This is a genomic window from Azospirillum griseum (genome assembly GCF_003966125.1).
GTDB lineage: Bacteria > Pseudomonadota > Alphaproteobacteria > Azospirillales > Azospirillaceae > Azospirillum > Azospirillum griseum.
Genome location: NZ_RXMA01000035.1, coordinates 15,392 through 40,016, shown reverse-complemented (window position 1 = coordinate 40,016; position 24,625 = coordinate 15,392). Strand labels below are relative to the sequence as shown.

Genomic DNA, 24,625 nt, shown 5'->3' with positions numbered 1-24,625 from the left:
CACCATCGGTGCCCGTTACGTCGTCGCCCCCGGCCTGTCGGTCGGTCCGGAATTCGACCACTTCAAGATCCGCTCCGACGTCGCTGGCGGCAACGACAAGGGCAACGTCTTCCTCGCCCGCACCGACCTCGCTTTCTAAGCGGCGGTGACAGAACCAGCCGACTTCTTTGAGACGGAAGCCGGCTGAGCACCGCGCGGTGGGGTGTTTATCCGACCGTGCGTATCCGGGGTGACGTTTCCCGGATGTCTCTTCTGGTGTTGTCCTCCAACCTCTCGGCTCTCTCCTGGCGAGAGGACTTGCGGATCGGGTGCCTGTCGCCCGATCCGTCTTTTTCTGGTTGTGATGAAAGGGCCGCCGGATTTCCCGGTGAACGATCGAGAGATGCCGGGCAGTTCCCCTCCCAACGACCTGCAGAGAAAACATGTGAAAATGGTTGGTCCGCGCCAACTTTAAAGCTTAAGCTCTTGTTTTAAAACAAGAATTTCGCGTCAGGGTAGACCCCACCCCGCCCGCACACAAAAAATCCATAATATTCATTATGGAAATCGCTTATGCTCAGAGTCCAACGATGGACACGCCACCGTTCGGACTGACGACTTGGCCGGTCATCATGGCGGCTTCCGGACCAGCCAGCCATGCCACCGCGTAGGCAACCTCTTCGGCGCGGGCGATGCGGCCCAAGGGGAATTGGGCCGCGCGGCGGGCGACCTCGTCCGCGCCCAGGCTGTCGAGCGTCAACGGGGTTTCGACCAGTCCGGGGGCCACCGTGTTGACGGTGATCCCCCACGGGGCCAGTTCGACCGCCCAGGCGCGGGTCAGCCCGTGCAAGGCCGCCTTCGCTCCGGTGTAATGGCTGGCCCCGGCGCTGCCGGACATGGCGAAGTTGGACGAGATGTTGATGATCCGACCAAAACGCCGCTCCTTCATCCCTGGAACCACCGCTTGGGTGAAGAAAAAGGCTCCTTTGACGTGGGTGCCGAACATGCGGTCGAAGGCGGCTTCGTCGATGTCGGCGATGGGCAGCGCCTTTCCGCTGATTCCGGCGTTGTTGACCAGGATGTCGATGCGGCCAAAGGCCCGCTCGGCGTCGGCCACCGCGCGACGGGCGTTGCCGACCGATTGGTTGTCGGCCAGCAGCGGCAACACGACCCCGCCCTCGCCCACGATGCGGGCCTGCGCCTCTTCCAGCGCCACGCCGCTGACGTCGGTGATGGCCAGCCGCGCCCCGCGCGCCGCCATCAGCCGGGCGTGCTCGAGCCCCATGCCCGAAGCCCCGCCCGTGACCAGGGCCACCAGCCCGTCCAGATCGGTGCGCCGCATCACGCCGCCTCGCTGGCGTCGCTGGCAAAGCCCCCGCCCAGGAACAATTGACCGACGCGCGGGTCGGCCAGAATGGCGGGCGCGGTGTCGAACATGCGGGTCTGTCCCAGTTCCAGCACCAGCCCGTAATCGGACATGGCGAGCGCCGAACGCGCGTTCTGTTCGATCATCAGCACCGACACGCCCTTGTCGCGCTGTTCCAGCAGGATTTGAAAGGTTTCCGCCACCATCATCGGCGACAGGCCGATGGATGGCTCGTCGATCAAAATCAGCTTGGGGTCGAGCAGCAGGCCGCGCACGATCTCCAACTGCTTCTGTTGCCCGCCGGACAGGGTGGACGCCTGTTGGTCGGCCTTCTGGCGCAGGATGGGAAAGCGATCCAGGGCGGCGTCGATGCGGGCGGGCAGGTCGGTGATGCCGCGCCCGGCGGCGACGGTCCCCAACTCGATGTTGTGGCGCACCGACAGTTCCGGAAAGATGTTGCGGCCCTGCGGGATGTAGCAGATCCCGGCCTCCAGCAGGTCGCGCGGCGGACGGTTGGTGACGTCGCGGCCATCGAAGGTGACGCGGCCTTCCCGCGCGTTCAGCAGCCCGAAGATGGTTTTGAAAACCGTGGATTTCCCCGCCCCGTTCGGCCCGATCACCGTGGTGATGGAGCCGCGCGGCACGGAAAAGCTGGTCCCGTTCAGGATCGTCATCTTGCCGTACCCGGCGACGATGTCGGACAGGGTCAGGATGGGGGTGGCGGCGGGTGTGGTCATGGCGTGCCAGTCCTTGCAAAAACGCTCGCGTGCAACAACGCTCAATGGCCCAAATAGGCCTCGATCACCGCCGGGTTGGCGCGGACGGCGGCGGGGGTTCCCTCCGCCAGCACCTTGCCTTCGGCCATCACGACGACGCGCGAACACAGGCTCATGACGAAATCCATGTTGTGTTCGATCACCACAAAGGTCGCGCCCAATTCGCGGTTGATCGCCTGCAACCGCTCCTTCAGGTTTTCCAGCATGGTCAGATTGACCCCGCCCGCCGGTTCGTCGAGCAGCACCAGACGCGGCCCGGCCATGAAGGCCATCGCGGCGTCCAACAGCTTTTGCTGACCATAGGACAGGCCGCCCGCCTTCTGATCGGCCAGATGCTCCAGCTTGAAAAAGGCGATCATGCGGTCGGCGTCCACCGTCAACCCGGCGTCGCGCGGGCCGAACAGCCGTTGCAGCATCGTGCCCTTGTGCTCCTGCCCGGCCAGGATCAGGTTTTCGCGCACCGACAGGTTGGGGAAGACCTGCAACAGTTGGAAGGTGCGCGACACCCCCAGCCGGTTGAGCTGGGCCGGGTACAGGCCGGTGATCGGCTTGCCGTCCAGCGTCACCGTGCCTTCGGTCGGGGTGAGCTGGCCGAGGATGCAGTTGAACAGGGTGGATTTGCCGCAGCCGTTGGGGCCGATCAGGCCGAGGATCTCGCCCTCGTCAACGTGGAAGGACACGCCGTCCACCGCCTTCACCCCGCCGAAATGCTTCTTGACGCTGTTGACTTCCAGAACGCGGGTCATGGGGCCGCTCCCTGATTTTCCAATGTGGGCTTGTCGGCGCTGGCCAAGGTCGGGCGGGCGGCGGCGCGGATGGCGGCGGCGCGGCGTTGGGATTGGTGGTCGCGCCAGCGGTCGATCAGGCCCAACAGGCCGGTCGGGCTGACCATCACCAGAACCAGCACGACGGCGGCGTAGATGATGAGGTACCAGCCGCCGGTCGCCCGCAGCAGCTCCGGCAGCATGTAGGAGAAGAAGGCACCGACGAAGGGACCGAAGAAGGACCCCGCCCCGCCCGCCACCACCGTCAACAGCAGCACGAAGGACGCCGACAGCGCGAAGGGGGCCGGGTCGATGAACTCCACCAGGGGGGCGTAGAGCGACCCCGCCGCCCCGCCAAAGGCCGAACCGATGGCGAAGGCCAGAAGCGTGTAGGCGCGGATGTCCACCCCCAGGCTGGCGGCGCGCAACGGGTTCTCACGCAACGCCTGGAAGGCGCGTCCCCAGGGCGAATGCAGCAGCCACCACATCACCAGCGTCAAGGCCAGCGTGACCACCAGAACCGTCCGGTAAAAGGCCAGACCGCCGCCCAGATCGGTGCCGAACAGCACCGGGCGCGGGATGTTGGCCAGACCATAGACTCCGCCGGTCAGCCATTGCTCGTTGCGGGCCACCAGGAAGACGACGACCGAAAAGGCCAGGGTGACGAAGGCAAGATAATGGTGCTTCACCCGCAAGGCCGGGAAGCCCAGCACGACGCCGACCAGAAAGGACAGGCCGGTGGACACCAGAAAGGCGGCGGGCAACGGCCAACCGGCCTTCGCCGTCAGGATCGCCGTGGCGTAGGCCCCGATGCCCAGGAACGCCCCTTGCGCCAGCGAGGTCAAACCGGCGTAGCCCAAGGTCAGGTTCAGCCCCATGGCGGCGATGGACATCACCAGCCACAGCGACACGACATACAGGCCGTAGCTTTTCAAACCGGACGGCGCGAACCACAGGATGGGAACGGCGATCAGGATGATGAGCAGATCGGTGTTCAGCTTGCGGCTCATACCGTGCGCTCCTCTTTGCGGCCCAGCAGCCCTTCCGGCTTCACCAGGATGACGACGACCAGCACCACCAACGGCACGGCGGTGCGGTAGGCGCTGGAGACATAGGCGGCGGCCAGATTGTCGATCAGGCCGATCAGGAAACCACCCGCCAGCGCCCCCCGGATTTGGTTGAAACCGCCGACGATGGCGGCGATGAAGGCGGCCAGACCGATGGTTTCGCCGTTGGAGAATTTCGCCAGATAGACCGGGGAAATCAGGTAGGAGGCAATCAAGGCAAGGGCCGCGTTGATGAGGAAGGTCAGCAGGATCATCCGCTCCACCGGCACGCCCAGAATGCGGGCGACGGTCGGGTTCTGTGCGGTCGCCTGCATGGTGCGTCCGGTGCGGGTGTGGGTGATGAAGGCTTGCAGGCCCAGGATGGCGGCGATGGCCACCACGAAAATGGCGATGTCGCGCACCGACACGGCGGCCCCCAGCACCGACACCGATCCCTCGGGAACCAGCGAGGGGAAGGGCTGCGCCTCCGCCGAAAAGCCGTTCTTGGCCGCTTCCTTGATCAGCACCGACAGCGCCATGGTGGCGATGGCCAGCGGCAGCACGCCGTGGCGCTGCATCGGTTCGACCAGGAAGCGTTTGAAGCCGAAGCCAAACAGCAGCACGAACGCCGCGCTGCCGACGATGAAGGCCAGCCCCATCGGCAAGCCGAGATGCGCGGCAGTCAGCACCAGAATGGCGGGCAGCATGACAAACTCACCCTGGGCGAAATTGATGGTTTGGGAGGTCTGCCAAACCAGGGTGAAGCCGATCGCGGCCAGCGCGTAAATCGCGCCCGTCGCCAGCCCGGCGACGATGAGCTGAAGGAACTGGTCCAAGTCAGCCTCCGTGAAATTTTGACAGGTTGGGCGCGCCCGCCGCGTGTGCGTGTTGACCACGCGGCGGGCGCGACAGGGGGACTGGGCCGACCGACGGCGGTGTGCCCAGTCCCCCGCAAACCAATCCCCGATCAAGGGGTTGGGTGGTGGTCGCGTGGCGTAACTTACGGGTTGATCATCGGCAGCGTGGCCTTGACCACCGGCTTGCCGTTGACGATTTCAATCAGGAAGCTTTCGCGGTCCACGTCGCCGGTGGCCGTCCATTTGGTGTCGATCAGGATGCCCGGCTCCTGCGCCACGTCGATGCGGGCACCGTGCAGCGCCTTGGCGAAGGCCTCTCGGTCGAATTTGCCGATCCGCTCGGAGATCGCCTTGACCGTGTAGACGGCGGTGTAGCCCTTGATGCCGTTGTGGTCGGAGGTGAAGCCGTATTTCGCGGCGTACTTCTTGCCGAACTCCACCAGGCTGGGCTTGGGCGCGTCCACCAGCAGGCCGACATGGCCCTTCACCCCGTTGGCGGCCTCTCCGGCCAGTTCGATGACCTTAGCCCCCAGCAGGGTGGTTTCGCCGATGATCGGCTTGGTGATGCCCTGTTGGCGGGCGGCGCGCAGGAAGCGGGCGCTTTCCTCCTCGTTCAGATAGACGAACACGGCGTCGGCGTTGGCGTTCTTCACCTTGATGGCGTCGGCGGCGAAATCGGCCTGCCCGGATTCGGTGGCGATGTCGGCGGCGACCTGGATGCCACGCTTCTGCAATTCGGGGATCATGGAGTCACGACCACCCTTGCCGAAATCGTTGTTGATCCAGACCACGGCGACCGATTTGGCCTTCACCTCGTCGCGCAGGTAGTTGGCCAGCTTCGGCATGGAATCGGCCTGATTGAGCGAGGTGCGGAAAATGTAGTTGTTGCCCTGGCGGGTGAAGGCCGCCGCCTCGCCGCCCACGATCTGCGGCACGGCGGCGCGCTGGGTGATCTGCATGGAAGCGCTGATCGGGCCGGAGAAGATCGGCCCCAACACGACATAGGCGTCCTCGTCCACCGCGCGCTGCACGGCGGCGCGGGTGGCGCCGGGGTTGGTCTGGCTGTCGTAATGGATCAGCTCGATCTGCTGGCCAAGGATGCCGCCCTTGGCGTTGATTTCCGCTACTGCCAGATCGGACCCGTTCTTCCAGTTGGTTCCGGCGGGTGCACCCGGCCCCGACAGCTCGATCACATCGATCAGCTTGACGGTCCCGGCCAAGGCCGAAACGGTCATGGTGGCGGTGAGGGCGACGGCGGCGGCCATGGTCTTGAACAGCATTGTGATGTCCTCCCTTGGGTGTTTTTTGGGTCGCGGTGTGGTGTGTGAAACAGGCAATGGATCAAACCGATGAATCAGGCTGGAATGGCGGCCAGCACCCGTTGCGGGTCGGCCTCCACCCCGAAAAAGCGCAGGAGCGGGGCGATCTGGTGGTCAAGCATCGCGCGGCCCGGCTGGATCGGGTGGCCCAGCCCCTGGGCCGCGCGCAGCAGCGGCGTCACCGGCGGTTTCATGATGGCGTCGGCTACCAGCGCGCCGGGCGGCAAGCGGGCGGGATCAAAGGGCAAGGGGTCGTCCACCCGCAGGCCGCAGGGGCTGGCGTTGATCGCCAGATCGCAGCCGTCCGGCGGGTGATCGGCGCTCGCCAGGGTCAAGGAGACCGCCGGATGCAGCGCCGCCAGACGCTCCAGACAGGCCCCGGCGCGCGCCGGATCCAGATCGGTCAGGCACAGCGCGGCCACTCCGGCTTCGCACAGGGCCACTGCGATGGCCGCCCCGGCCCCGCCGCTGCCGACCAGCCACACCCGTCGCCCTGCGGGATCAAACCCGCGCGCCCGCAAGCCCTCGACGAAGCCCAGACCATCCACCATGTCGGCGGTCAGCGCGCCATCGGCCTCCACCCGCAGCAGGTTGGCCCCGCCCGCCGCCCGCGCCCGGTCGCTGACCCGGTCGGCGCAGGCCAGGGCGTCGGGCTTGTGCGGGATCGTCACCGACAGGCCGCCAAGGTTGCGCACGCGGCGCAGCCCGTCCAACGCCGCCCGCAGATCGCCGGGGTGCACGTCCAACGCCAACCAGACCGCGTTCAGGCCGAGTGCGGCGAAGACCGGCGGCATGATCCGGGGCATGCGGATTTGCGCCACCGGGTGGCCGATGGTGAAAAACAGCCGGGTTGACCCGTCAAAGGGAAGAGTTTGTTCCATCGGTCCGCCCCTCACCCGACCAGCGTGTCGAAGGTGCCGGGCTGGCTGGACGCGGCCATGCGGATGGGGGCGTTGGCCGCGCCATACTGGTCGTACCCGCCGCGCCGCTCCACCAGTTCGAAGAAGAAACGGCCTTGGAACGGCTGGGTGTAGAGCTGAAAAAACTCCCCATCCCCCTGGCGGTCATAGAGGATGTTCAGCCGCGCCATCGTCGCCAGCAGATCGTCATCCAGGTCGAAACGGGCGGCGAGGTCGTCGTAATAATTGGCCGGGATCGCCAGAATCTCCACGCCGTTGGCGCGCAGGCGCTCCGCCGCCGCGAACAGATCGGCGGTTTCCAGGGCGATGTGATGCACCCCCGCCCCCAGATAGGTCGACACCGACCGGGCGGCCCCGGTGTTGCGCCCGCTGGCGATGTTCAGGGGGAAACGCACCCGGCGGCGGTGGTCGGAAATCGCCCGGCTGCGCACCAGCCCGAAGGGATCGGCCAGCGTGACGACCGGCTCCGGCTCCATGTCCAGCACGGTGCGATGGAACAGCACGGCCGAATCGAGCGCGCCTTCCGGCAGCACCTGGGCGATGTGGTCGATGCGGTGGGCGGTGGGCGTGGGGAGCGCGTCGCCAGTCTCAAGCCGGAAGTCGGTCTCGAAATCAATCGAGCCATCGGCGCGGCGGCGGGTGAAATAGACCAGCTCGCCGCCAACGGTGCGAATGCCGGGCAAGGACAGTTCGTTCGGGCCAACGCGCCCCTCGAAACGGTGGCAGCCGAAGGCTTCGGCCCGGCCCACCGCGCGCAGCGGATCGTCCACCTCATAGGCGATGGCGCAGACCGACGCACCATGCAGCAGGTAATAGGAATGGGCGGTGGAGTGGGCTTCGGCGTTCAGGACAAAGCGGATGTCGCCCATCCCGTACAGATCCACGTCCTTGCTGCGGTGGCGGCCCAGACGGTGGAAGCCCAGGCGCAGCAGATCGGCGGCGAGCGCGGCTTGCGTGGCGTGGTTGACGGCGAACTCGACGAAGGCGACGCCGTCCAGCCGCGCCGGGGCGGGCGGGTCGAACAGCTCCACCCGGCGCGGCGCGGGGCGATGGGACGCGGCGTCCGCCCGGCGCGCCTCCTCCAACCGCCGCGCCCGCTCCTCCACATGCAGCAGGGAGCGCATGGCGTCCTTGGCGGTCTGGCGGGTCGGGGCGCTGCGCAGGGAATCATTGAAGATCTCCAGCGACAGCGGGCCGGTGTAGCCCGCGCGCAGCACCGCGTCGGTGAACGCGCCGACGTCGCGCTCCCCCTGCCCCGGCAAACAGCGGTGATGACGGCTGAGCATCAGCGTGGCCATGTCCAAACGGGGCGCGTCGGCCAGTTGGACGAAGAAAATCCGCTCGCCCGGCAGATCGGCGATGCCGCTCCAGTCGTGGGGCAGCGCCAGCGTGTGGAAGCTGTCGAGGATCAGGCCGAGATGGGGGTGGTCGGCGCGCTCCACGATCCGCCACGCGTGATCGAAGGTGGAGACATGGGTTCCCCAGGCCAACGCCTCGTACCCCAGCCGCAGCCCGCGCGCGCCGGCCCGTTCGGCCATCGCCCAAAGCTGTTCGGCGGCCAGACCGTCGTCGTTGATGGCGTAGGGTTCGACGTTCGAACAGACCAGCATCAGCGGCGCGCCCAGTTCCTCCATCAGGTCCAGCTTGCGGTCCAGGCGGCGCAACACCCGGTCAAACCCGGCGCGATCCACCCCCTCGGCGTTGCGGAAGGGCTGGAACAGTTCGATGGTCAGGCCCAGATCGGCGGCCATGTCGCGGATGTCGCGCGGGCGACCGGGAAAGCCGGTCAGATCCGGTTCGAAAATCTCCACACCGTCGAAGCGGGCCGCCGCGATGGCTTCCAGCTTTTCCGGCAGCGTGCCGCTGAGCGACACGGTGGCGATGGACCGACGCATGCCCCGACCTCCCCGTGGCGGGCCGCGACGGCCCGTTCATGAGGGTGCAGTATCGAGACGAAACCATCCGCCGGATAGCTGCCGGGCGTCACATTGCGACATGACGAAAGTCACTATCGCCGATCATTTGCCTCTCAAGCGGTTTTCCCTGTGCCATCAGGAGAGGACGGTCGCCGGATCGGTGTTGCCGCCGCACAGGATCACGCCGACCCGCTCACCCGGCGCAACCTGATAGCGCCCGCTGGTCAGCGCCGCCAGCGCGGTGGCCCCACCCGCTTCAGCGATCAGGCGCATGTCCTGCCACAACCAACGCTGCGCGGTGCGGATGTCGTCGTCCTCGACCAGCAGATTGGCGTGGAGATGGGCTTGCGCCAGGGCGAAGCCGTGATCGCCGATGCGGCGCGCGCCCAGTGAATCCGCCGCGATCCCGTGCACCTCGACCTCGACCGGATGACCCGCCGCCAGCGCCCGCGCCAGGGTGGGGGTGCCGCTGCTCTCCACCGCGACCACGCGCACGCCATGCGGGGCCAAGGCGGCGAGGACGCCACCCAGAAGACCGCCACCGCCGACCGCCACCAGCACGCTGTCCAACCCGCCAAAACCGTCGGTCCCTGTGGCCTGCGCGAGGAATTCCGCCGCGACCGTTCCCTGACCGGCGATGACCAGCGGGTCGTCATAGGCGTGGAGGAACCGCGCGCCGGTGTGCCGCTGGTGCTCGACCGCCGCGTTGTAGGCGTCGGCGTAGACGCGGCCCACCCGATGAACCGAGGCGTTGCAGCGGAGCAGACGATCCACCTTCACCTGGGGTGCGGTTTCGGGAACGAAGATCGTGGCCGGGTGTCCCAGGCGCAAGGCGGCATTGGCCACCGCCGCACCATGGTTCCCGCCCGAGGCCGTGACCACACCCGCCGCCGGAACCGGGGCCGCCAGCATGGCGTTGAGTGCGCCCCGCGCCTTGAAGGAGCCGGTGCGCTGCGTCACCTCCAGCTTGAAGAGAACGGACGGGGGGAAACCACCCGCCCGTTCCGCCGGGGCGATCACCGGCGTGTGGCGAATCCAGGGGCGGATGCGGGTGTGGGCGGCTTCAACATCCGCGTGGTTTGGCAACGTCATCCCGTTGATTCCTGGTTTGGGGGCTGGGCAATCGGGGCGACGTTACGCTTCTGGACCGGCGTCAGGATTGTACGGATGTGCAGAAGGTTGTGAATTGTCCGGGCGTGATGCCGAACCCCTTCTTGAAACGGCGCGCGAGATGGCTTTGGTCGGTGAAGCCGCAGGCGACCGCCACCTCCGCCGCTGGCATGCCGACGGCCAGCCAGTGGCGGGCCTGCCGCAGGCGCGCGTCCATCAACCAATCGTGAAGACCCAACCCGTAATGCTGGCGGAACCGGCGCGACAGAACGAACCGGCTGGTGCCAACCGCCGCCGCCAAGCTGGCCAGGGTCCAGGGTTCCGCCAAGTCCTGCCGCATCATGTCCAGGACACGCGCCAACAACCTGGGCGTGACCCGCGTCAATGCACCATCGTTCGCTTCGGTGCCGCCCGTCGTGACGATTTGGCCGATCAGTCGCGCCAACGTGGCGTCGAACTGGAACGGATCGCGGTGGTCCCAGGCGGTGAAGACGGCGCGGAGCGACCGGGCGATCTCCGGGTTGCGGCGAACCGGGGATCGTCCGGGAATCCCCATTTGCCCGGCGGCACCGGTCCACAGCGCCAGGGGAATCAGGATCTGGCGGTAGGCATAGCCCGCCGCGTCCATCGCACCGCCATCATGGAGGGTATCCGGGGGCAGGATCACCAGATCCCCCGCCCTGGCCTGTTGCGGACGCCCGTCGCAGCGGAAACGGTAGCGACCCGATTCGATCAAGGCGATGTGGACGTCGGGATGGGCGTGCAGGGGAAAATGATGATCCCGGTAAAAGGCGTGACACAGCTCCACACCTTTCCAAGCGCCGTTTGGTCTCCAGGCGGTCAAGCGATTGTGCAGCGCTGTGTCGGGTCTCTTCGGTGTCATGCGGCGTTCCCGTTGGTTACGGCGCTTGCGACCGCACAAACACCAGCAACCGGATGTCGCGGTCGGGGACAAAATCCGTGATTGTGGATTCAAAGGTGGTCGGGCCGGTTTTGGTCAGGCCGTTCCAGCACAGCGACACCAGATTGTCCGGCGCGCCCTTGTCGATGGTCAGGTGAAAGCGGCCGATGGGGCCGCGCCAGTTGCGGGCGGTGGTGACGATGTATTCGATCTCCGCCGCGCTGTAGGGCATGGCGGGCGGCGGATGCTTGGCCTGTGCGGCGGCGAGCGTGCGGCGGGTGGCGGCGTCCAGGCAATAGCGGTCGCCGCTCGGGTCCGGGCGGTCCCCCAGGTAACGCCCGACCGCCTTGCGACCGTCAATCGACGCGACCCGACCGATCAGGGCGGTGCCGACGAAGGGGCGGTAGACGTGGCGCACGCGCACATCGCGCCCCGGCGGGAAAATCTGCCGCCAGTGATAGCGGGCGCGCAACCGCCATTGCGGGGTGTTGTCGTCCTCCCCCGCCTGGATCAGGCCATCGGCGCGCAGGCGGGCCAGGGCGGCGGGATCCAAGGTCTTGGCGATCTGGTCGTAGGCACCGGCTGCCCAGGGAACCAGCGCCAGCGCCCCGGCCGCCGCCACCCGGTCCGTCACATCCCGCCCCTTGAAGATCGCCCGGCGCTCCAGGGCGGGTTGCACCGGTTGATCGTCGATCCACAGGCGGAACCCCAGAAAATCATCGACTTGCTGGGGAAAGCCCCAAGCCGCTTCGGTCAGGCCGCGCGACAGGTCGATGTCCGGCAGCGGGAACGCCACCAGCGTGTCCACCGGTTTATCGGTGACGTTGCGGAACACATAGGACACGCGGATTTCGTCCAGCCCGATGCGCAAATCCTCCGACCGCATCTCAATCGCGTCGGTGCGGGCCAGTTCGATGCCGCCGGTGCCAAGAAAGCCGGTGCTGTCGTTTGCCAGGGCCGGGCCGCAGCCCAGCAGGGCCAGAAGCCCCCACACCGCCGCCCGAACGCCCAATCCGTTGATCCTCGCGTTGCCAACCATCGCGCCGCCCCGTTCGCCGTCCTGATCCCCCCGCTTGTACCGCATCACCGGGACAGCGGCCACGGGTGTTGGAAAAAGCACGCGCGGCCCGGCGGAAGCCATCAGGCTTTGGGCGCGCGCACGGCCTTCACCGCCAGTTCGGTACGCGATTGGACACCCAGCTTGTCCATGATGCGGCTGACGTAGTTCTTCACCGTGCCTTCGGCCAGGAACAGGCTGGCGGCGATTTGCCGGTTGCTCTGCCCCTGCGCGATGAGGTCGAGGATGGCGCGCTCCCGCTCCGTCAGGTCGGACAGGTCGGGCAGCGCCGCGCCGCTGGGCAGGTCGACCGCGCGCGACCGCCGCAGCTCCTCGAACAGCTTGCGGGCGATGTGGGGCGAGATGCGGGTTTCGCCGCGCATCACGCCACGGATGGTGTCGAGGATCTCGGTTTCCGAGGCATCTTTCAGCAGATAGGCGGCGGCCCCGGCGGAAATCGCGCCGAACACCAGATCGTCGGTGTCGAAGGTGGTCAGGACCACCACCTGCGTGCCGGGAAATTCCGACAGGATGAGCTTGGTCGCCGCTATCCCGCCCAGGCGCGGCATCTGGATGTCCATCAGCACCACGTCGGGGCGGAAACGGCGGCACAGCTCCACCGCCTCCGCGCCATCGGGGGCCTGCCCGACGATCTCGATGTCGGGTTCCAGCGACAGCAGGTTGGCGAAGGCGCGGCGGATCAATTGCTGATCCTCGGCGATCACGATGCGGATCGGCGTCATCACGGGGTCCGGTTCCATCAGGTCATCCAGGAAAGGCGCGTCGCCGTCGTCGGTCAAGATCCCTTGCAAGCGTCTCGACGGCCAACCATCGCTTGTGCTTCATGGTCCCCATCCTTCCGCTGATCCCAGCATGCGCCCAAAACGGCCAGACGCGACACTGACGAAAGACACGGAGCGCGCATGACGAACGTCACTTTCGAACGCGACAACCGCCACCCGCTGCTCGCGCGGTTGCGCCGTGTGCTGCGCGCGCTGGATCCGCGCTGGCGGTTGGCGGCGGCCATTGGCTGGTCGATCGCACTGGTGTCGCTGGCGGTGGCGCTGTTCGTCGGTTTCTGGACGATGCGGGACGCGCGTACGGCGCTGGAGCGGGAAATCGGCCTGCTCTACGCCACCCACGCCCAGCGGCTGATCGACACCATCGACACCAATCTGGCCGGACGGCGGGAGTGGGTGGCGGCGTCGGCCACGTTGATCGGTGTGCGCGACGGCGCGCTGGGCGGACCGGAGGCCGACCGAGCGCTGCGCGACCTGAAAGGCGCGCTGGGCGAGATCGAGTGGGTGGGGATCATCGACCTGAGCGGCACCGTGGTCGCCGGGACCGACGGCATCCTGGTCGGGCAATCGGTGTCGGCCCGGCCCTGGTTCACCGGGGCGTTCCTGGGGCCGTACATCGGCGACGTGCACCGCGAATTGCTGCTCGACCGGCTGCTGCCGCCGCTGCGCAACGGCGAGCCGCGCCGCTTCGTCGAGCTGTCGGCCCCGATCCACGACCGCGCGGGCAACATCCGGGGCGTGCTGGCGGTGACGCTGGGCTGGAGCTGGATCGAAGCCTTGCAGCGCGGCACGCTGGCGACGCTGAAGGACCGACCGGGGGCGGAGGTGCTGTTGCTGGGCATCGACGGCACGGTGCTGCATGGGTCCGACCACACGCCGCGCGGCGGGCGGGTCGATCTGTCGGCCCTGCCCTTCGCCACCGGCCACAGCGTGGAGGACGGGCGGTTGAGCGGGCTGGCGCGCAGCGGCGGCTTTGCCGATTTCCCCGGCCTGGGGTGGAGCGTGATGGTGCGCGAGCCGGTCGCCACCGCGTTCCGCACCGCCGACCGCGCGTCGGTGTCGATCTTCACCGCCATCGCGCTGGGCGGGCTGGTGGCGACGCTGGCCAGCGTGGTGATCGCCAGCGGCATCATGCGCCGCCTGCAACGGCTGGCCGAGGCCGCCGACGCCCTGCGCACCGGGCGCACCACCGGCTTTGTCGGCCCGCGCGGACGGGACGAGGCCGGACGGATCGGCCGGTCCATCGCCTCGCTGGTCCACACGCTGCAACAGGCCAACGCCGACCTGTCGAGCATCAACGAGCGGTTGGACGCGCGGGTGGAGGAGCGGACGCGCGAGATCGAACGCCTGAGCCACGAAACCCGCGCGGCGGCCATCGTGCGCGAACGGCTGCGCATCTCCCGCGATCTGCACGACACGGTCGCCCACACGTTGCTGGGCCTGCTGACCCAAATCCGCCTGATCCGCAAGCTGGTGGAGGTCGATCCCTCCCGCCTGCCCGACGAGATCCGGCGGGCGGACGAGGCGGCACAGGAGGGGTTGGCCCACGCCCGCAGCGCCGTGTCGCAACTGCGCTACTCGCCCGTGCGCGACGACGGCTTCGGCCCGGCGCTGGCGCGGCTGGTCGCCCAGATCCAGGACCGCACCGCCTCCATCCTGAGCCTGAAGGTGGCCGAGGCGGCGGACGCGATGACCGGCCAGACCGCCGAAACCCTCTATCGGATGATCGAGGAGGCGTTGCGCAACGCCGTCCGCCACGCCAACGCGCCGGGCATCGCCGTGACGGTGGTGTGCGGGGAGGAACGCGACGGTGAGGCACCGGGGCTGGTCGTGACCGTGCGCGACGACGGCGACGGCTTCGACCCGCTGGCCGATCAGGCCAACCATTTCGGCCTGCTGGGCCTGCGCGAACAGGCCGACCTGATCGGCGCGGCGCTGAGCGTGGAGAGCGCCCCCGGCGCGGGGACCCGTGTGACGATCCGGCTGGAGCGCGCTCCGTAAACGGTATTCCTACCCCGCCGCTCCCCGCCGTTCCGGCCCGTGCCAGCGGACCAAAGGGGTGAGCGCGGCGGCCACCGCATCCGGTTGCAGCGGCCCCGCCCGCGCCAGCAGCCCGGCAAGATGCCCAACGGCGAGGCTGGCCCCGCCCGCGCGCGGCGGCGTGTCCGCCGTTTCGCCCCACGGGCGCGGGCAGGCCCCATAGGCACCAGGCAGGCGCGACAGCTCCCCCACCCCGCAACGGGCGTCGCCCGTCACCGCGATCACGCCGGGGTAGGCGGCGGGCCAGACCGGGCCACCGCGCGCCGGACGGGCGGCGAGCAGCAAAAGCCCGGCCTCGCGCGCCTCGGCCACCGCCGCCGCCAGCACGGCGCGGTCGGCGGGCAGGCCAAAGCTCATGACCGCCAGGACCGCCCCCTGCCCCACCGCCCAGCGCAACCCGGCGGCCACCACCGCCGCCGAACAGGTCGGCGCGTCGGCGAAGATCTGGGCGTCGAGCAGCGCGGCGTCGGGAGCCAGCGCGTGGACGATGGCGGCGACGGCGCCGCCATGGCCAACCCGGTCGGGGTGCGGCGGAACCTCCACCACCGCATCATCGGCCAGGGCGAAGGCGGCGCGCGCGGCGACGGGCAGACCGGGCGGCACGCCGCTGTCGAGGAGGGCGACGCGCATCAGGCCGCCTCCGCCGCCGCGACCGGGTGCAAACGGCCATCCTCCAGGCGATAGACGGCGTCGCAACCGACCAGCGCCTCCGCCCGGTGGCTGATGACGATCCGGGTGCAGGGGGTGCCCGCGTCGGCGGCGAACAGCCGGTCGATGGCGGCGGTCAACCGGGCGGCGGAGTCGGCGTCCAGCGCCGAGACCGGCTCGTCGAGCACCAGCAGGTCGGGGCGGCGCAGCAGGCAGCGGGCCAGCGCGATTCGCTGGCGTTGCCCGCCCGACAGAGCCGACGCCCAGGCCCCGACCGGCGTGTCCAGCCCTTGCGGCAAACGGTCGAGCCAATCGGCCAGTTGCGCCGCCGCCACCGCCGCGCGCAGCGCGTCGTCTGCAAGGTCGGGCATGCCAAAGCGCAGATTGTCGGCGACGCTGCCGGGGAGCAGCGGCGCGTCCTGCCCCAGCACCGCCACCCGGCCGCGCAGGGCGGCGGGCGACAGGTCGCGCAGATCGACGCCGTTCAGGCGGATGCGCCCGCTGTGCGGATCCTCGTGCCGGTGCAGCAGATCGACCAGCGTCGATTTCCCCACCCCCGACGGGCCGAGGATGCCGATCTTCGCCCCCGCCGGAACGGCCAGCGACAGACCGCGCAGCACCGGCGACGCCGGGTCCGGGCCGAACGTCACCCCCTCTGCCGACAGGGCGAGCGGGCCGGGCGGCAGGTCCAGCGGCTGGGCGGGCGGCGACACCGCCGGGCGTTCGCGCCACAGCTCGCCCACCCGGTCCAGCGACACCCGCGTGCGCTGGGCCGCCGTGACCAGCCCCAGCAGGCTTTGCACCGGCCCGCTGGCCCGCCCGAGATAGGCGGTGAAGGCGATCAGCGCGCCCAGGCTCATGCCCCCCTCGATCACCCGCAACCCGCCCCACAGGAACACCGCCGCCGTGCTGGCCGAGGCCATCAGCCCCGGCACGCCGCCGGTGACGAAGGACACCATCTGTTGCCGCAGCACATGGCCGAGCAGGCTGTGATTCAACCCGGCAAGGCGCTGCGCCTCCTGCGCCTCCGCCCCCACCGACTGGATCAGCTTCATGGCGGACAGCCGTTGCACGCAAAAGCCGCTGACCGCCGCCGTGCCGTCGCGCACCGCGCGGGTGGTCCGATCCACCCAGGGGCGGGCGGCGCGCAGAAACAGCACCTGCCCCGGCAGCAGGACAAAGGCGATGATGGTCAGCGCCGGGTCGATCAACGCCATCAGCGCCACCGACCCGGCCAGGGTGAACAGCGCGTTGACCGCCGACAGCGGCCCATCGACGGTGAAGCGCTGCACCTCGGCCAGATCGCCGTCCAGACGGCTCAGCACGTCGCCCGCCGACCAGCGGGCGTAAAAGCGCGGCGGCAGGCGCTGCAAATGGCCGTACAGGCTTTCGCGCAAGCCGAACAGCACCCGCGCCGACGCCCGCGTGTAAATCCAGCGGTTGACCCCGCCCAGCAGATTGGCGAGCAGCCCCACCCCGACCATCGCCAGCGCCAGCGTGACCAAGGTTGACGCGTCGCGCGCCAGCAGCCCGTCATCGACGATGCGCTGGGTCAACCAGGGCTGCGCCAACCCAACCGCCGCCGCCACCAGCGACAGGCCAACCGACGCCAGCAGCGCGCCCCGCTGGGGCCGAACAAAGGACCAGACCCAGCGCAGCGGGGCGGTGTCGGCGGGCAGATCGGGCGGGCGGGCAGGCATTGGCGCGTCGGTCACGCCGGGCCGTGGAACGGGCGAATGGAACGTTTGAAACACCGTGCAACGTTTTTCAGGACACTGTTCCACGGGTGCACGCGTCGGCTGGTTGGGGGTGGCATGGCGGGGCCTCCGTGACTATTCGGGTAATTATTCCTAACCGAAGGCGGGATGAGCGGCAAGGATGGGTAAAAAGGGGCGCGGGACCGTCAGCGGGAAGACAGCCCGGTCGTCGGCAAAGTCTTGAGGGGGTAAGGGCGGAGCAAAGCCTCCGCCGGGATCCCCCATTCGCGGTGGAGCTTCCACGCCTGCTCCAAGGTGAGGTGTCGGCGGCGGTTCATCACTTCGGAGGCCCGTGATTTGGAGCCGATCACGCGGGCGAGATCCTGTTGCGTGAGGCCGCGCGCCTCCATCCGCTCACGCAGCGCGTCGGGGGCGTCGGGGGCCTCGATGGGCCAATGTTTGGCTTCATAGTCACCGATGACGAGCGCCAGAAGATCAAAGCGGTCGGCCTCCGGTGTGCCCGGCTCCGGTTCCCGCTCGAAGTAGGCTTCGATGTCCGCCAAGGCTTTGTCATAATCGGCCTCGGTCTTGAGGGGCCGGATGTCCGTCGTCATGTCACGTTCTCCGCGTCAATCGCGTCATACTCTTTGTGCGTCCCGACAAACTTCACGAGCACGCGCTGAAACCGGTAGGACGCATGGACGATCAGCCGGTACTTGTTGCCGCCGATGTCGAAGATGATGCGGTTGTCGGCGACAAAATCCACCGCGTTCCCGAATTCGGCCTTCACGTCCTCCGGCCCCTTCCACGCCGCCGCTTTGACCCGGCTGAACCAGACGCGCAGGGGCGCTTCCGCCTGGGGGTGGCGCTCCCAAAAGAGCTTCAGCGTTCGGAGCGCGATGATCTGCATAACACTTTTTACCGCGTTCCATATTTGGGAACAAGAGGCGTGTTCCATATTTGGGAACGTTCTGGGAAGCGTTGACGCGATGCGGAGGAGGGGGCGCGGAGGCTGATGGATCCTTGCGGCCCCCTCACCCCAATCCTCTCCCCGGTGGGGAGAGGGGATGGAGGGACGGTCAAGGAAAGGTCAGCGTTTCACCATGCGCAGGGAGGCCACGCCCTGGTCCGGGCAGCCGGGGATTTCGATCTGGCCGATGCGGTCCAGGCTGTCGGGGTGGTAGACGCCGATGTCGCAGGCGGTTCCGCCGACATAGACCTCCTTGCCGTCGCCCGCGATGTTGATGGAGTAGTAGGTGTGCGGCAGATCCACCCGCTTGACCAGCGCGCCGCCCGCCGCGTCGATCTTCGACAATTGGGTGTAGACCGAAAACGCCTCGCCCCGCTTGGCCGGGTTGACGACGGAGGAGAAGATCACCGCGCTGGTGTCCTCGAACTCCTTGGTCGCCACGGTGCCGGAGGCGAGATCGAGCGTCAGCATCCCGGTTTTGAAGGCGCTGGGATCGGTCGGCGGCAGATCGGTGCGGCTGGTGAAATAAGGGGTGGAGAAGACCGCCGCCTGTTCGAACTGCGGCCAGACGTCCAGAATGTCGGGCGGGCCGAAATTGTCGCGCGTCCAGTTCAGCAGCTTGTGGGTGTCGCGGATCGCCCCGGTCTTCGGATCCATGGCGTAGAGATCCCAGCCCAGCGCCCACAGCGTGCCGCCATCCTTGGAAAAGGCCAGGACGGCCACGCGGCGGGGGGCGGGGAACGTGCGCACGGCCTTGGCCCCCACCCCGTCGGCGGTGCGGAAGACGGCGATGCGGGTGTCTTCCACCTTGTATTCGCCGGGCAGCAGGCGAACCGGGGCCTGGAACACGAACAGCTCCTTGCCGTCGGGGCTGATGTCCATGCCGAACATCGCCTTCACCCGCTCGGTCCCGCTGGAGAAATTGGCGCGGAAGACCTCCTTGCCGCTGTCCAGATCGATGCCGGACACGCTGTCCAGGTGGTTGGTGATGACGTAGGCGATCTTGCCGTCGGGCGAGGGCACGATGGTCCCGGGGGCCACCCCGCCGCCGGGGATGCGGTGGATCTTGTCAACCTTGCGCGCCGCCGGGTCGATCACGACCAGACCGTTCGGCTTGACGCCCGTGACCAGATACTCCTTGGCCGACGCCGGAGCGGTGGCGAGCGGCCCGGTGGCGAGCAGACCGACGCCGCACAGGGCGACGGCCAGACGCCGGATGGCCGGGCTTTGACGGACCAGACGCCGGATGCCCAGCCGGATGATGGATGCGTTCATGATGCTTGCGTCTCCCCCGCCGGTCATTTCTTCGGGAACACCGACTGGAGCGCGCGCCAGTCGTTTTGCGCCGAGGCCGCCTTGGCGTTCCAATCGGGATAGGTGTTGATGGTGTCGGGAACCTGGGCGGGCCACCAGCAAGGGTCCGAACAGCCATACAGGTCGGCTTCCATCGGCGCGCACAGCGCGGCGACGCTGCCGAAGGGGTCAACCTCCCACCCCGGATCGAAGGTGGCGGCGCAGCCGACGACCACCTGCATGGCGACGACCTCGTCCATCTGGCCGTTCTCGACCGCCTGATCGACCAGGGTGGCCTTTTTGTTCAAGGGCTTGAGGTGTTTCATGAATTCCCCCTGCGCGGCGCGACGTGCCGTTCGATGAAGCGTGGGTTGGCGACCGTGATGTCGGCGTAGGCGCGGATCCCGAAATCGATCCAGTCGCGCATCAGGTCGCAATAATGGTAGGTCGGGTGCGCCGGATCGGCGTAGCGGGCGTAGGATTCGTGGTAACAGCCGCCCGCGCACAGCTTGCGGATCCAACAGGTTTCGCAATCGGTGCCGGTGCGGTTGGCCATGCCCTCCAGGAACGCGCCCAGGCTGTCCTTGGCGATGCCATCCTCGACGTTGCCATAGGTCGGTTGGGACGATCCGGTGAAGCGGTGGCAGAGATGCAGGTCGCCTTCCTTGTCCACCGCCAGCATCCCCAACCCGGCCCCGCAGGGCAGCGATTTGGTGGTGCCTTCCGACAGGTCGGTCATCAACTGGTGCATGTTGGAAAAGCCGATGTTCTCCCCGCGCTTGGCGGCATCGACATAACGCTGGCCCAGCGCCTTCATGTTGGCGAAGACCTGCGCCAGCTCGTCCCCGTTCAGGTTGAAGGCGGTCATGCCGCCCGAGGTGACGGGGGAGAAACCGACCTCGAAAAAGCCGAGGTCGTGCTTCAGGTGATCGTGGATCGCCTGGACGTCCGTGACCCCGGCGGTCAGCGTCACCCGCGCGCCGATGGGCCGCGAGCGGTAGCGGGCCAGCAGCATCCGCGCCTTGGCCGACACCAGATCATAGGATCCCTTGCCGCTCACGGTCTTGCGGTTGCGGTCGTGCAGCGGCTTCGGCCCGTCCATGCTGATGGTGATGCCGAAGCGGTGGGCGTCGAGCCAATCGACGATCTCTTCGGTCAGCAGCACCGCGTTGGTGGTCAGGGAAAAATCGATGCGCTTGCCGGTCTCGCGGCCCCGCTGTTCGGCGTACTCCACCACCTGACGGATCAGCGGCAGGTTGGTCAGCGGTTCCCCGCCGAAAAAGACGACGTTGACGCTGTCGCGCGCGGCGGCCTCCTGCAACAGCAGATCGACGCTGCGGGCGGCGGTGTCGAACCCCATCCGTTCGCCCTTGGCCGGGGTGGTCAGATCCTCCTTGTAGCAATAGGTGCAGCTCAGGTTGCAGCCGGTGTTGACGTTCAGCACGACGGTGCTGAGGGGAAATTCCTTGATGGAGATCGGGGCCTTGGCCGGGCCGGGCACGCCATCGTCGATGACGCGCAGGGTGATGAGTTCGCGCAGGGTTTCCACCACCAGGGCGGGGTCGGCCACGCCGTCGAAGGCGCGGCGGATGTCGTCTTCACCCACCTGCCCCAACTCGGCGAACAGGTCGATCAGACGGCCGCTGACGGCGTCGAGTTCGAACAGGCCGCTGGTGGGGACGTGGAACAGCATGCGCCGGTCGCCGACCGTCAGGTCGCGCACGTTGTTGCGCGCCAGTTGCAAGGTGCTCATGCGGAATGCTCCGGGTCTGGAGGCCAGAAGGGGACTTCGGCGGGTCGATCAGCGGGACGGGTCAGCGGATCGGCGGATCGTTCCAGCGCTGCACCGTGCTGATGAGGCGGCCGTCGCCCGTCAGCGTGGCGGCCCCGTCCTTGACCGTCGCCACCACCTTCAAATCACCGATGTTGTTGGTGCCGAAGGCGCGCTGCGGGTTGGGACCGGCGAGCGCCGGGGCGAACAGGCCCGACGGGCCGATGGTTCCGGCGAACTTCACATCCTCCATCAGCTTGGCCGCTTCGTTGAACGGCTCCAGCGTCCAGGCGGCGGGCAGCGCGCCGACGCGGATGTCGTCCGCCGTGCCCGGCTTGCCGTCCGGCCCGTTCAGATAGCCGATGGCCTCGAACTGGGCCGACACCGGGGGCGTGGCCCCGCCATTGCCGCCGACCCGCGCGATGGTGAAGGCCGGTTCGACCAGGACGCTGTCCAACGCGGCGTAGACGGTGAAGCCGCCGCCCTTGGCCTTGCCGACGCTGACCGTGCGCGCGCCGGGGGCGGCGTTGGCGGCGGCGGCGACCTCGACCACGGCGGCGGTGGCGCTCTGCGACAGCGTCTTGACGGTGACGCCGGGGCCGAAATCGACCGGGCCGCCGTCCAGCCCGCTGCCCCACACGGTGACGCGGGCGCTGGTCCCGGTCTTCACATGCTCCTGGCTGAAGCCCAGGATCGTCGGGGCGGTTCCGGTGCGCACGGCGGTGACGGTGGCCCCGACCTCGTCATGGTCGGGCAGGAACCAACGGCCGCTCAGGCTCTGGCCGTCCTTGGACGCGGCGAAGACCTCGCGCACCTCCTGCCCGCCCAGCGTCGCGGTCCCGCGCCATTCATAGCCGGTGTAGACCAGGGCCTTGCCGGTCCCGCTCAGCGGCTTTCCGCCCGCGTCGGTCAGGTCGTAGCGGACGCTGTAGCCGTCGCGCTCCACCGCCACGGTGGCGGTCCCGCCGTAGCGGCCCAGGCCAGGGCGGTGGCCGGTGACGGCCCAGACGCCCGCCAGATCGGGCTTGGCCGCCTGTTGCCAATCCGCCCATTCCTTGGTCTTGAAGGGGAATTTCTGGCCCAGGACCTGGGGCGTCTGGGTGGAGGCGATCTCCCACCATTTGCGGTCGCGGCCCTGCAACGAATATTCGATGGAGGGGAATTGACCGAGGTGGAAATTCGCCAGCCGCTTCCATTCGTCGGCGTCGCGCCGTTGCAGGCCGAAACGGGCGGCGCTGTGGCAGCGGGCGCACATCACCGACAGATCACCGTCGGCGATCGGCGTTTCGACGACGGCGGGCAGGCGTTCCAGGATGTAGCGGTACGGGGCCGTTTCCTCCGGGGCCAAGCCCTGGCGGGCCGACAGATAGGCGACCAGGGCGCGGCTGTCCTCCGGCGACAGGTTGGCGCTGTGGATCTGGTTCATGCGGAACAGCGTCATCGTCCAGCCTTCCGGCGTTTTGCGGACGTGATCGATGCGGTGCAGGCTGCCGTCGGCCTGCCGTTCGTGGCAGGTGGAGCAGCGTTCCGTGATGATCTGCTTGGCGTTGCCCTCGTCCGGGCGGGGCGGTTCGGCGGCCCAGGCGCCGGTCCCGATCAGCAGCGTTCCGGCCAAGCCGCCGGTCAAAAGCCCTGCCCGCCTGCGGCGGCGCTGTGGTCCGTTCATGCGACGCATCCCTCTGTTCTCCCCCTTTTTTGTCAGCCGGTCGGCAGGCCGCCGCCGGACACTCCGTCTTGCAGGAAACCGTTCTGGCGCAGCCACAGCAGCGCCGCCCCCACCGGGGCGGGCGGCTGGCCGACGCGCCGGGCGACCGCCGATGCGGTGTCATCCGATGCGGCAAAATCCGTTGGCGATGGGTGATCGGCCAGCAGCCGCAGCAGCGGGGCCAGCTCCACCCCCTCGATGGTCAGAACCCCGCGCGGCAGGCGCGGCGTGACCAGCACCTCGCGTTCCACCACACGGTCATCGACGACGACCGGCTGGACGCGGCGGCCATGGACCACGGGAGCGGGGGCGTCCGCCGAATCGTCCGGCCAGGCAGACCGGTGCGCCCAGAAGGGGCGATCCGCCCAGCGCTCCTCCATCCGGTAAAAGGCCCGGCCCACCGCCGCCGCGTGGTGGAACAGCTCGGCGCTGCGTTCCTCGACGAAACGGCGGACGAGCGGCAACGCCTCCGGCCCGTCGCGCAGGGTGGTGAGCGCGGCCAGGGCGGCAAAGGCGCTGCCGACGGCGCTGTGCACGCCATGCCCCGACAGCGGATCGCTGGTGAAGGCGGCGTCGCCCACCCGCAGCCAATCGGCCCCGACCAAGCCGCCGCGCAGCACCGCCGTGGCGTCGCGGGCGCTGGCCTCCCCCTCCGGCGCGCAGTAGGCCAGCCACTCCACCGCCTCCGGTACCCGCAACAATTGGGTGGCGTGGAAGGCCGACAGGCGGTGGCGGGGCGGGACCGACCCGGCGTCCACGACGATCTGCGCCAGCCGCCGCCCGTCGGGGGCCGCCGCCATCCAGGCCCAGCCGTCGGCGAAGGACACCGCCGCGCTTGCCGCCGGAACCGGCGGGCCGCGAAACACCCGCGCCACCGCCACCGTGCGCGGGCCGCAGGCGTCGGTCAGGCCGGTGGCGGGTGCCCGCCGCCCGCGCGCCTCCACCAGAACACCGGCGCTGGCGAGCGGGGTGTCGTGGGCGTCGAACGCGGTCCAGCCGCCCCGCTCCCCCCGGCGCAGCGTGGCGACCGTGGCCTCGATCACCCGCACCCCGGCGGCGCGCGCGTCCTGCCACAGCGCGGCGTCGAAACGGGCGCGGTCGACCAGATGTTCGTGATTGAGGGCGGAGATCCGGCCGTTCCACCCGGCGCGGCGCGGGGCGGCGTCCCCAGCCACCCCCACCGCCGCCGTGCAGCCCGCCCGTTGCAAACCGACGATGACGCGCGGCGACAGCCCTTCCCACGCGTCGGCCCGCCGCGCCGCGACCACCGCGACCGACCAGCCACGCGCGGCCAGAAGACGCGCCAAGGCAACGCCCGCCGGACCGGCTCCGAGTATCATCGCGTCGGTGTTCGCCCCCATGAAAGGCCCTCCGCGCTCCGTCGTTGAATGAGGAGGTGAGTGTGGGGCGACGGTTCGGCCGCGATCTATCCGCTATGCGAAATACAATCCCCCTCTTTAAAATTTTGCGTCAGCCCCCATATCTTCCGCCCACGCGGTGAAAAACAGGCGGGTTGCCTGCCCTTTTTTCGATCACAGACCAGTTGCGGCCTGCTTACTTTTTGGAATATCCATGTTGATTTTGGCGGATTTGTCGGCACCCCAGCGCTTTGACTGAGGCTGTGTTCTTGGTGTTTTAAAAACATGATTATCTATAATCATAAATTGGACTGACTGGCTGAAAAAATCCA

At 68.4% G+C, this 24,625-nt stretch carries 22 protein-coding genes; 1 reads left to right on the top strand and 21 read right to left on the bottom strand.

Annotated elements, in window-relative coordinates; all coding sequences use genetic code 11:
• Positions 1-556: 556 nt before the first annotated feature.
• The 12 genes from EJ903_RS23305 to EJ903_RS23250 all read right to left on the bottom strand — a co-directional run bounded on the left by EJ903_RS23305 (position 557) and on the right by EJ903_RS23250 (position 12,772).
• Positions 557-1,321 carry an SDR family NAD(P)-dependent oxidoreductase gene (locus tag EJ903_RS23305; RefSeq protein ID WP_126619983.1) on the bottom strand — a complete coding sequence of 255 codons (765 nt, stop codon included), beginning with the start codon at positions 1,319-1,321 and terminating at the stop codon, positions 557-559.
• The gene (locus tag EJ903_RS23300; RefSeq protein ID WP_126619981.1) at positions 1,321-2,082 is read right to left on the bottom strand and encodes an ABC transporter ATP-binding protein; all 762 of its coding nucleotides are present in this window, start codon (positions 2,080-2,082) and stop codon (positions 1,321-1,323) included. Before EJ903_RS23300 ends, EJ903_RS23305 begins: the two co-directional genes overlap by 1 nt.
• 41 nt (positions 2,083-2,123) lie before the next feature.
• Entirely contained in the window at positions 2,124-2,867 is a 744-nt protein-coding gene (locus EJ903_RS23295) for an ABC transporter ATP-binding protein (protein ID WP_126619979.1), read from the bottom strand.
• Positions 2,864-3,895, bottom strand: a complete 1,032-nt coding sequence (locus EJ903_RS23290) for a branched-chain amino acid ABC transporter permease (RefSeq protein WP_126619977.1) — start codon at positions 3,893-3,895, stop codon at positions 2,864-2,866. The genes EJ903_RS23295 and EJ903_RS23290 overlap by 4 nt, the downstream gene beginning before the upstream one ends.
• Positions 3,892-4,767 (bottom strand): branched-chain amino acid ABC transporter permease, encoded by an 876-nt coding sequence (locus EJ903_RS23285; protein WP_126619975.1) that lies wholly within the window; start codon positions 4,765-4,767, stop codon positions 3,892-3,894. Before EJ903_RS23285 ends, EJ903_RS23290 begins: the two co-directional genes overlap by 4 nt.
• 164 nt (positions 4,768-4,931) lie before the next feature.
• Positions 4,932-6,068 carry an ABC transporter substrate-binding protein gene (locus EJ903_RS23280; RefSeq protein WP_126619973.1) on the bottom strand — a complete coding sequence of 379 codons (1,137 nt, stop codon included), beginning with the start codon at positions 6,066-6,068 and terminating at the stop codon, positions 4,932-4,934.
• 74 nt (positions 6,069-6,142) lie between these two features.
• Complete coding sequence (locus EJ903_RS23275; RefSeq protein ID WP_126619971.1) at positions 6,143-6,988, bottom strand: shikimate dehydrogenase family protein; 846 nt, start codon at positions 6,986-6,988, stop codon at positions 6,143-6,145.
• A gap of 11 nt (positions 6,989-6,999) precedes the next feature.
• Positions 7,000-8,922 (bottom strand): bifunctional sugar phosphate isomerase/epimerase/4-hydroxyphenylpyruvate dioxygenase family protein, encoded by a 1,923-nt coding sequence (locus EJ903_RS23270; protein ID WP_126619969.1) that lies wholly within the window; start codon positions 8,920-8,922, stop codon positions 7,000-7,002.
• Between the two features lie 156 nt (positions 8,923-9,078).
• Positions 9,079-10,035, bottom strand: coding sequence for a threonine/serine dehydratase (locus EJ903_RS23265; protein ID WP_210211533.1), 957 nt, complete (start codon positions 10,033-10,035; stop codon positions 9,079-9,081).
• Positions 10,036-10,096: 61 nt separating this feature from the next.
• Positions 10,097-10,936: a helix-turn-helix transcriptional regulator gene (locus EJ903_RS23260; protein WP_126619967.1), complete on the bottom strand. Its 840-nt coding sequence runs from the start codon at positions 10,934-10,936 to the stop codon at positions 10,097-10,099.
• Positions 10,937-10,952: 16 nt separating this feature from the next.
• On the bottom strand, positions 10,953-11,966 hold the full coding sequence (locus tag EJ903_RS23255) for a DUF4424 family protein (RefSeq protein ID WP_158627994.1): 1,014 nt from the start codon (positions 11,964-11,966) through the stop codon (positions 10,953-10,955).
• Positions 11,967-12,094: 128 nt separating this feature from the next.
• Positions 12,095-12,772, bottom strand: coding sequence for a response regulator (locus tag EJ903_RS23250; protein ID WP_210211532.1), 678 nt, complete (start codon positions 12,770-12,772; stop codon positions 12,095-12,097).
• A gap of 162 nt (positions 12,773-12,934) precedes the next feature.
• Between EJ903_RS23250 and EJ903_RS23245 the strand changes: the two genes are divergently transcribed.
• Positions 12,935-14,812, top strand: coding sequence for a histidine kinase (locus EJ903_RS23245; RefSeq protein ID WP_126619963.1), 1,878 nt, complete (start codon positions 12,935-12,937; stop codon positions 14,810-14,812).
• Positions 14,813-14,821: 9 nt separating this feature from the next.
• Here EJ903_RS23245 and qhpE read toward each other — a convergent pair whose 3' ends face one another.
• From qhpE to qhpG, 9 genes are all read right to left on the bottom strand, one after another.
• Positions 14,822-15,481: a subtilisin-like serine protease QhpE gene (gene qhpE / locus EJ903_RS23240; RefSeq protein ID WP_126619961.1), complete on the bottom strand. Its 660-nt coding sequence runs from the start codon at positions 15,479-15,481 to the stop codon at positions 14,822-14,824.
• Entirely contained in the window at positions 15,481-17,199 is a 1,719-nt protein-coding gene (locus EJ903_RS23235; protein ID WP_148105299.1) for an ABC transporter ATP-binding protein, read from the bottom strand. The genes qhpE and EJ903_RS23235 overlap by 1 nt, the downstream gene beginning before the upstream one ends.
• 203 nt (positions 17,200-17,402) lie before the next feature.
• The gene (locus EJ903_RS23230; protein WP_126619957.1) at positions 17,403-17,810 is read right to left on the bottom strand and encodes a helix-turn-helix domain-containing protein; all 408 of its coding nucleotides are present in this window, start codon (positions 17,808-17,810) and stop codon (positions 17,403-17,405) included.
• Positions 17,807-18,106, bottom strand: a complete 300-nt coding sequence (locus tag EJ903_RS23225) for a type II toxin-antitoxin system HigB family toxin (protein WP_126619955.1) — start codon at positions 18,104-18,106, stop codon at positions 17,807-17,809. The genes EJ903_RS23230 and EJ903_RS23225 overlap by 4 nt, the downstream gene beginning before the upstream one ends.
• Positions 18,107-18,286: 180 nt before the next feature.
• Entirely contained in the window at positions 18,287-19,441 is a 1,155-nt protein-coding gene (gene peaD, locus EJ903_RS23220; RefSeq protein WP_126619953.1) for a quinohemoprotein amine dehydrogenase subunit beta, read from the bottom strand.
• A 23-nt stretch (positions 19,442-19,464) separates the two neighbouring features.
• Positions 19,465-19,785: a quinohemoprotein amine dehydrogenase subunit gamma gene (gene qhpC, locus EJ903_RS23215; protein ID WP_126619951.1), complete on the bottom strand. Its 321-nt coding sequence runs from the start codon at positions 19,783-19,785 to the stop codon at positions 19,465-19,467.
• Positions 19,782-21,212 (bottom strand): quinohemoprotein amine dehydrogenase maturation protein, encoded by a 1,431-nt coding sequence (peaB, locus tag EJ903_RS23210; protein ID WP_126619949.1) that lies wholly within the window; start codon positions 21,210-21,212, stop codon positions 19,782-19,784. Before peaB ends, qhpC begins: the two co-directional genes overlap by 4 nt.
• A gap of 61 nt (positions 21,213-21,273) precedes the next feature.
• Complete coding sequence (gene peaA, locus EJ903_RS23205) at positions 21,274-22,896, bottom strand: quinohemoprotein amine dehydrogenase subunit alpha (RefSeq protein ID WP_158627993.1); 1,623 nt, start codon at positions 22,894-22,896, stop codon at positions 21,274-21,276.
• A 32-nt stretch (positions 22,897-22,928) separates the two neighbouring features.
• A complete protein-coding gene (gene qhpG / locus EJ903_RS23200) occupies positions 22,929-24,296 on the bottom strand; it encodes a flavin-dependent monooxygenase QhpG (RefSeq protein ID WP_126619945.1) in 1,368 nt (455 codons plus the stop codon).
• Between the last annotated feature and the right edge of the window lie 329 nt (positions 24,297-24,625).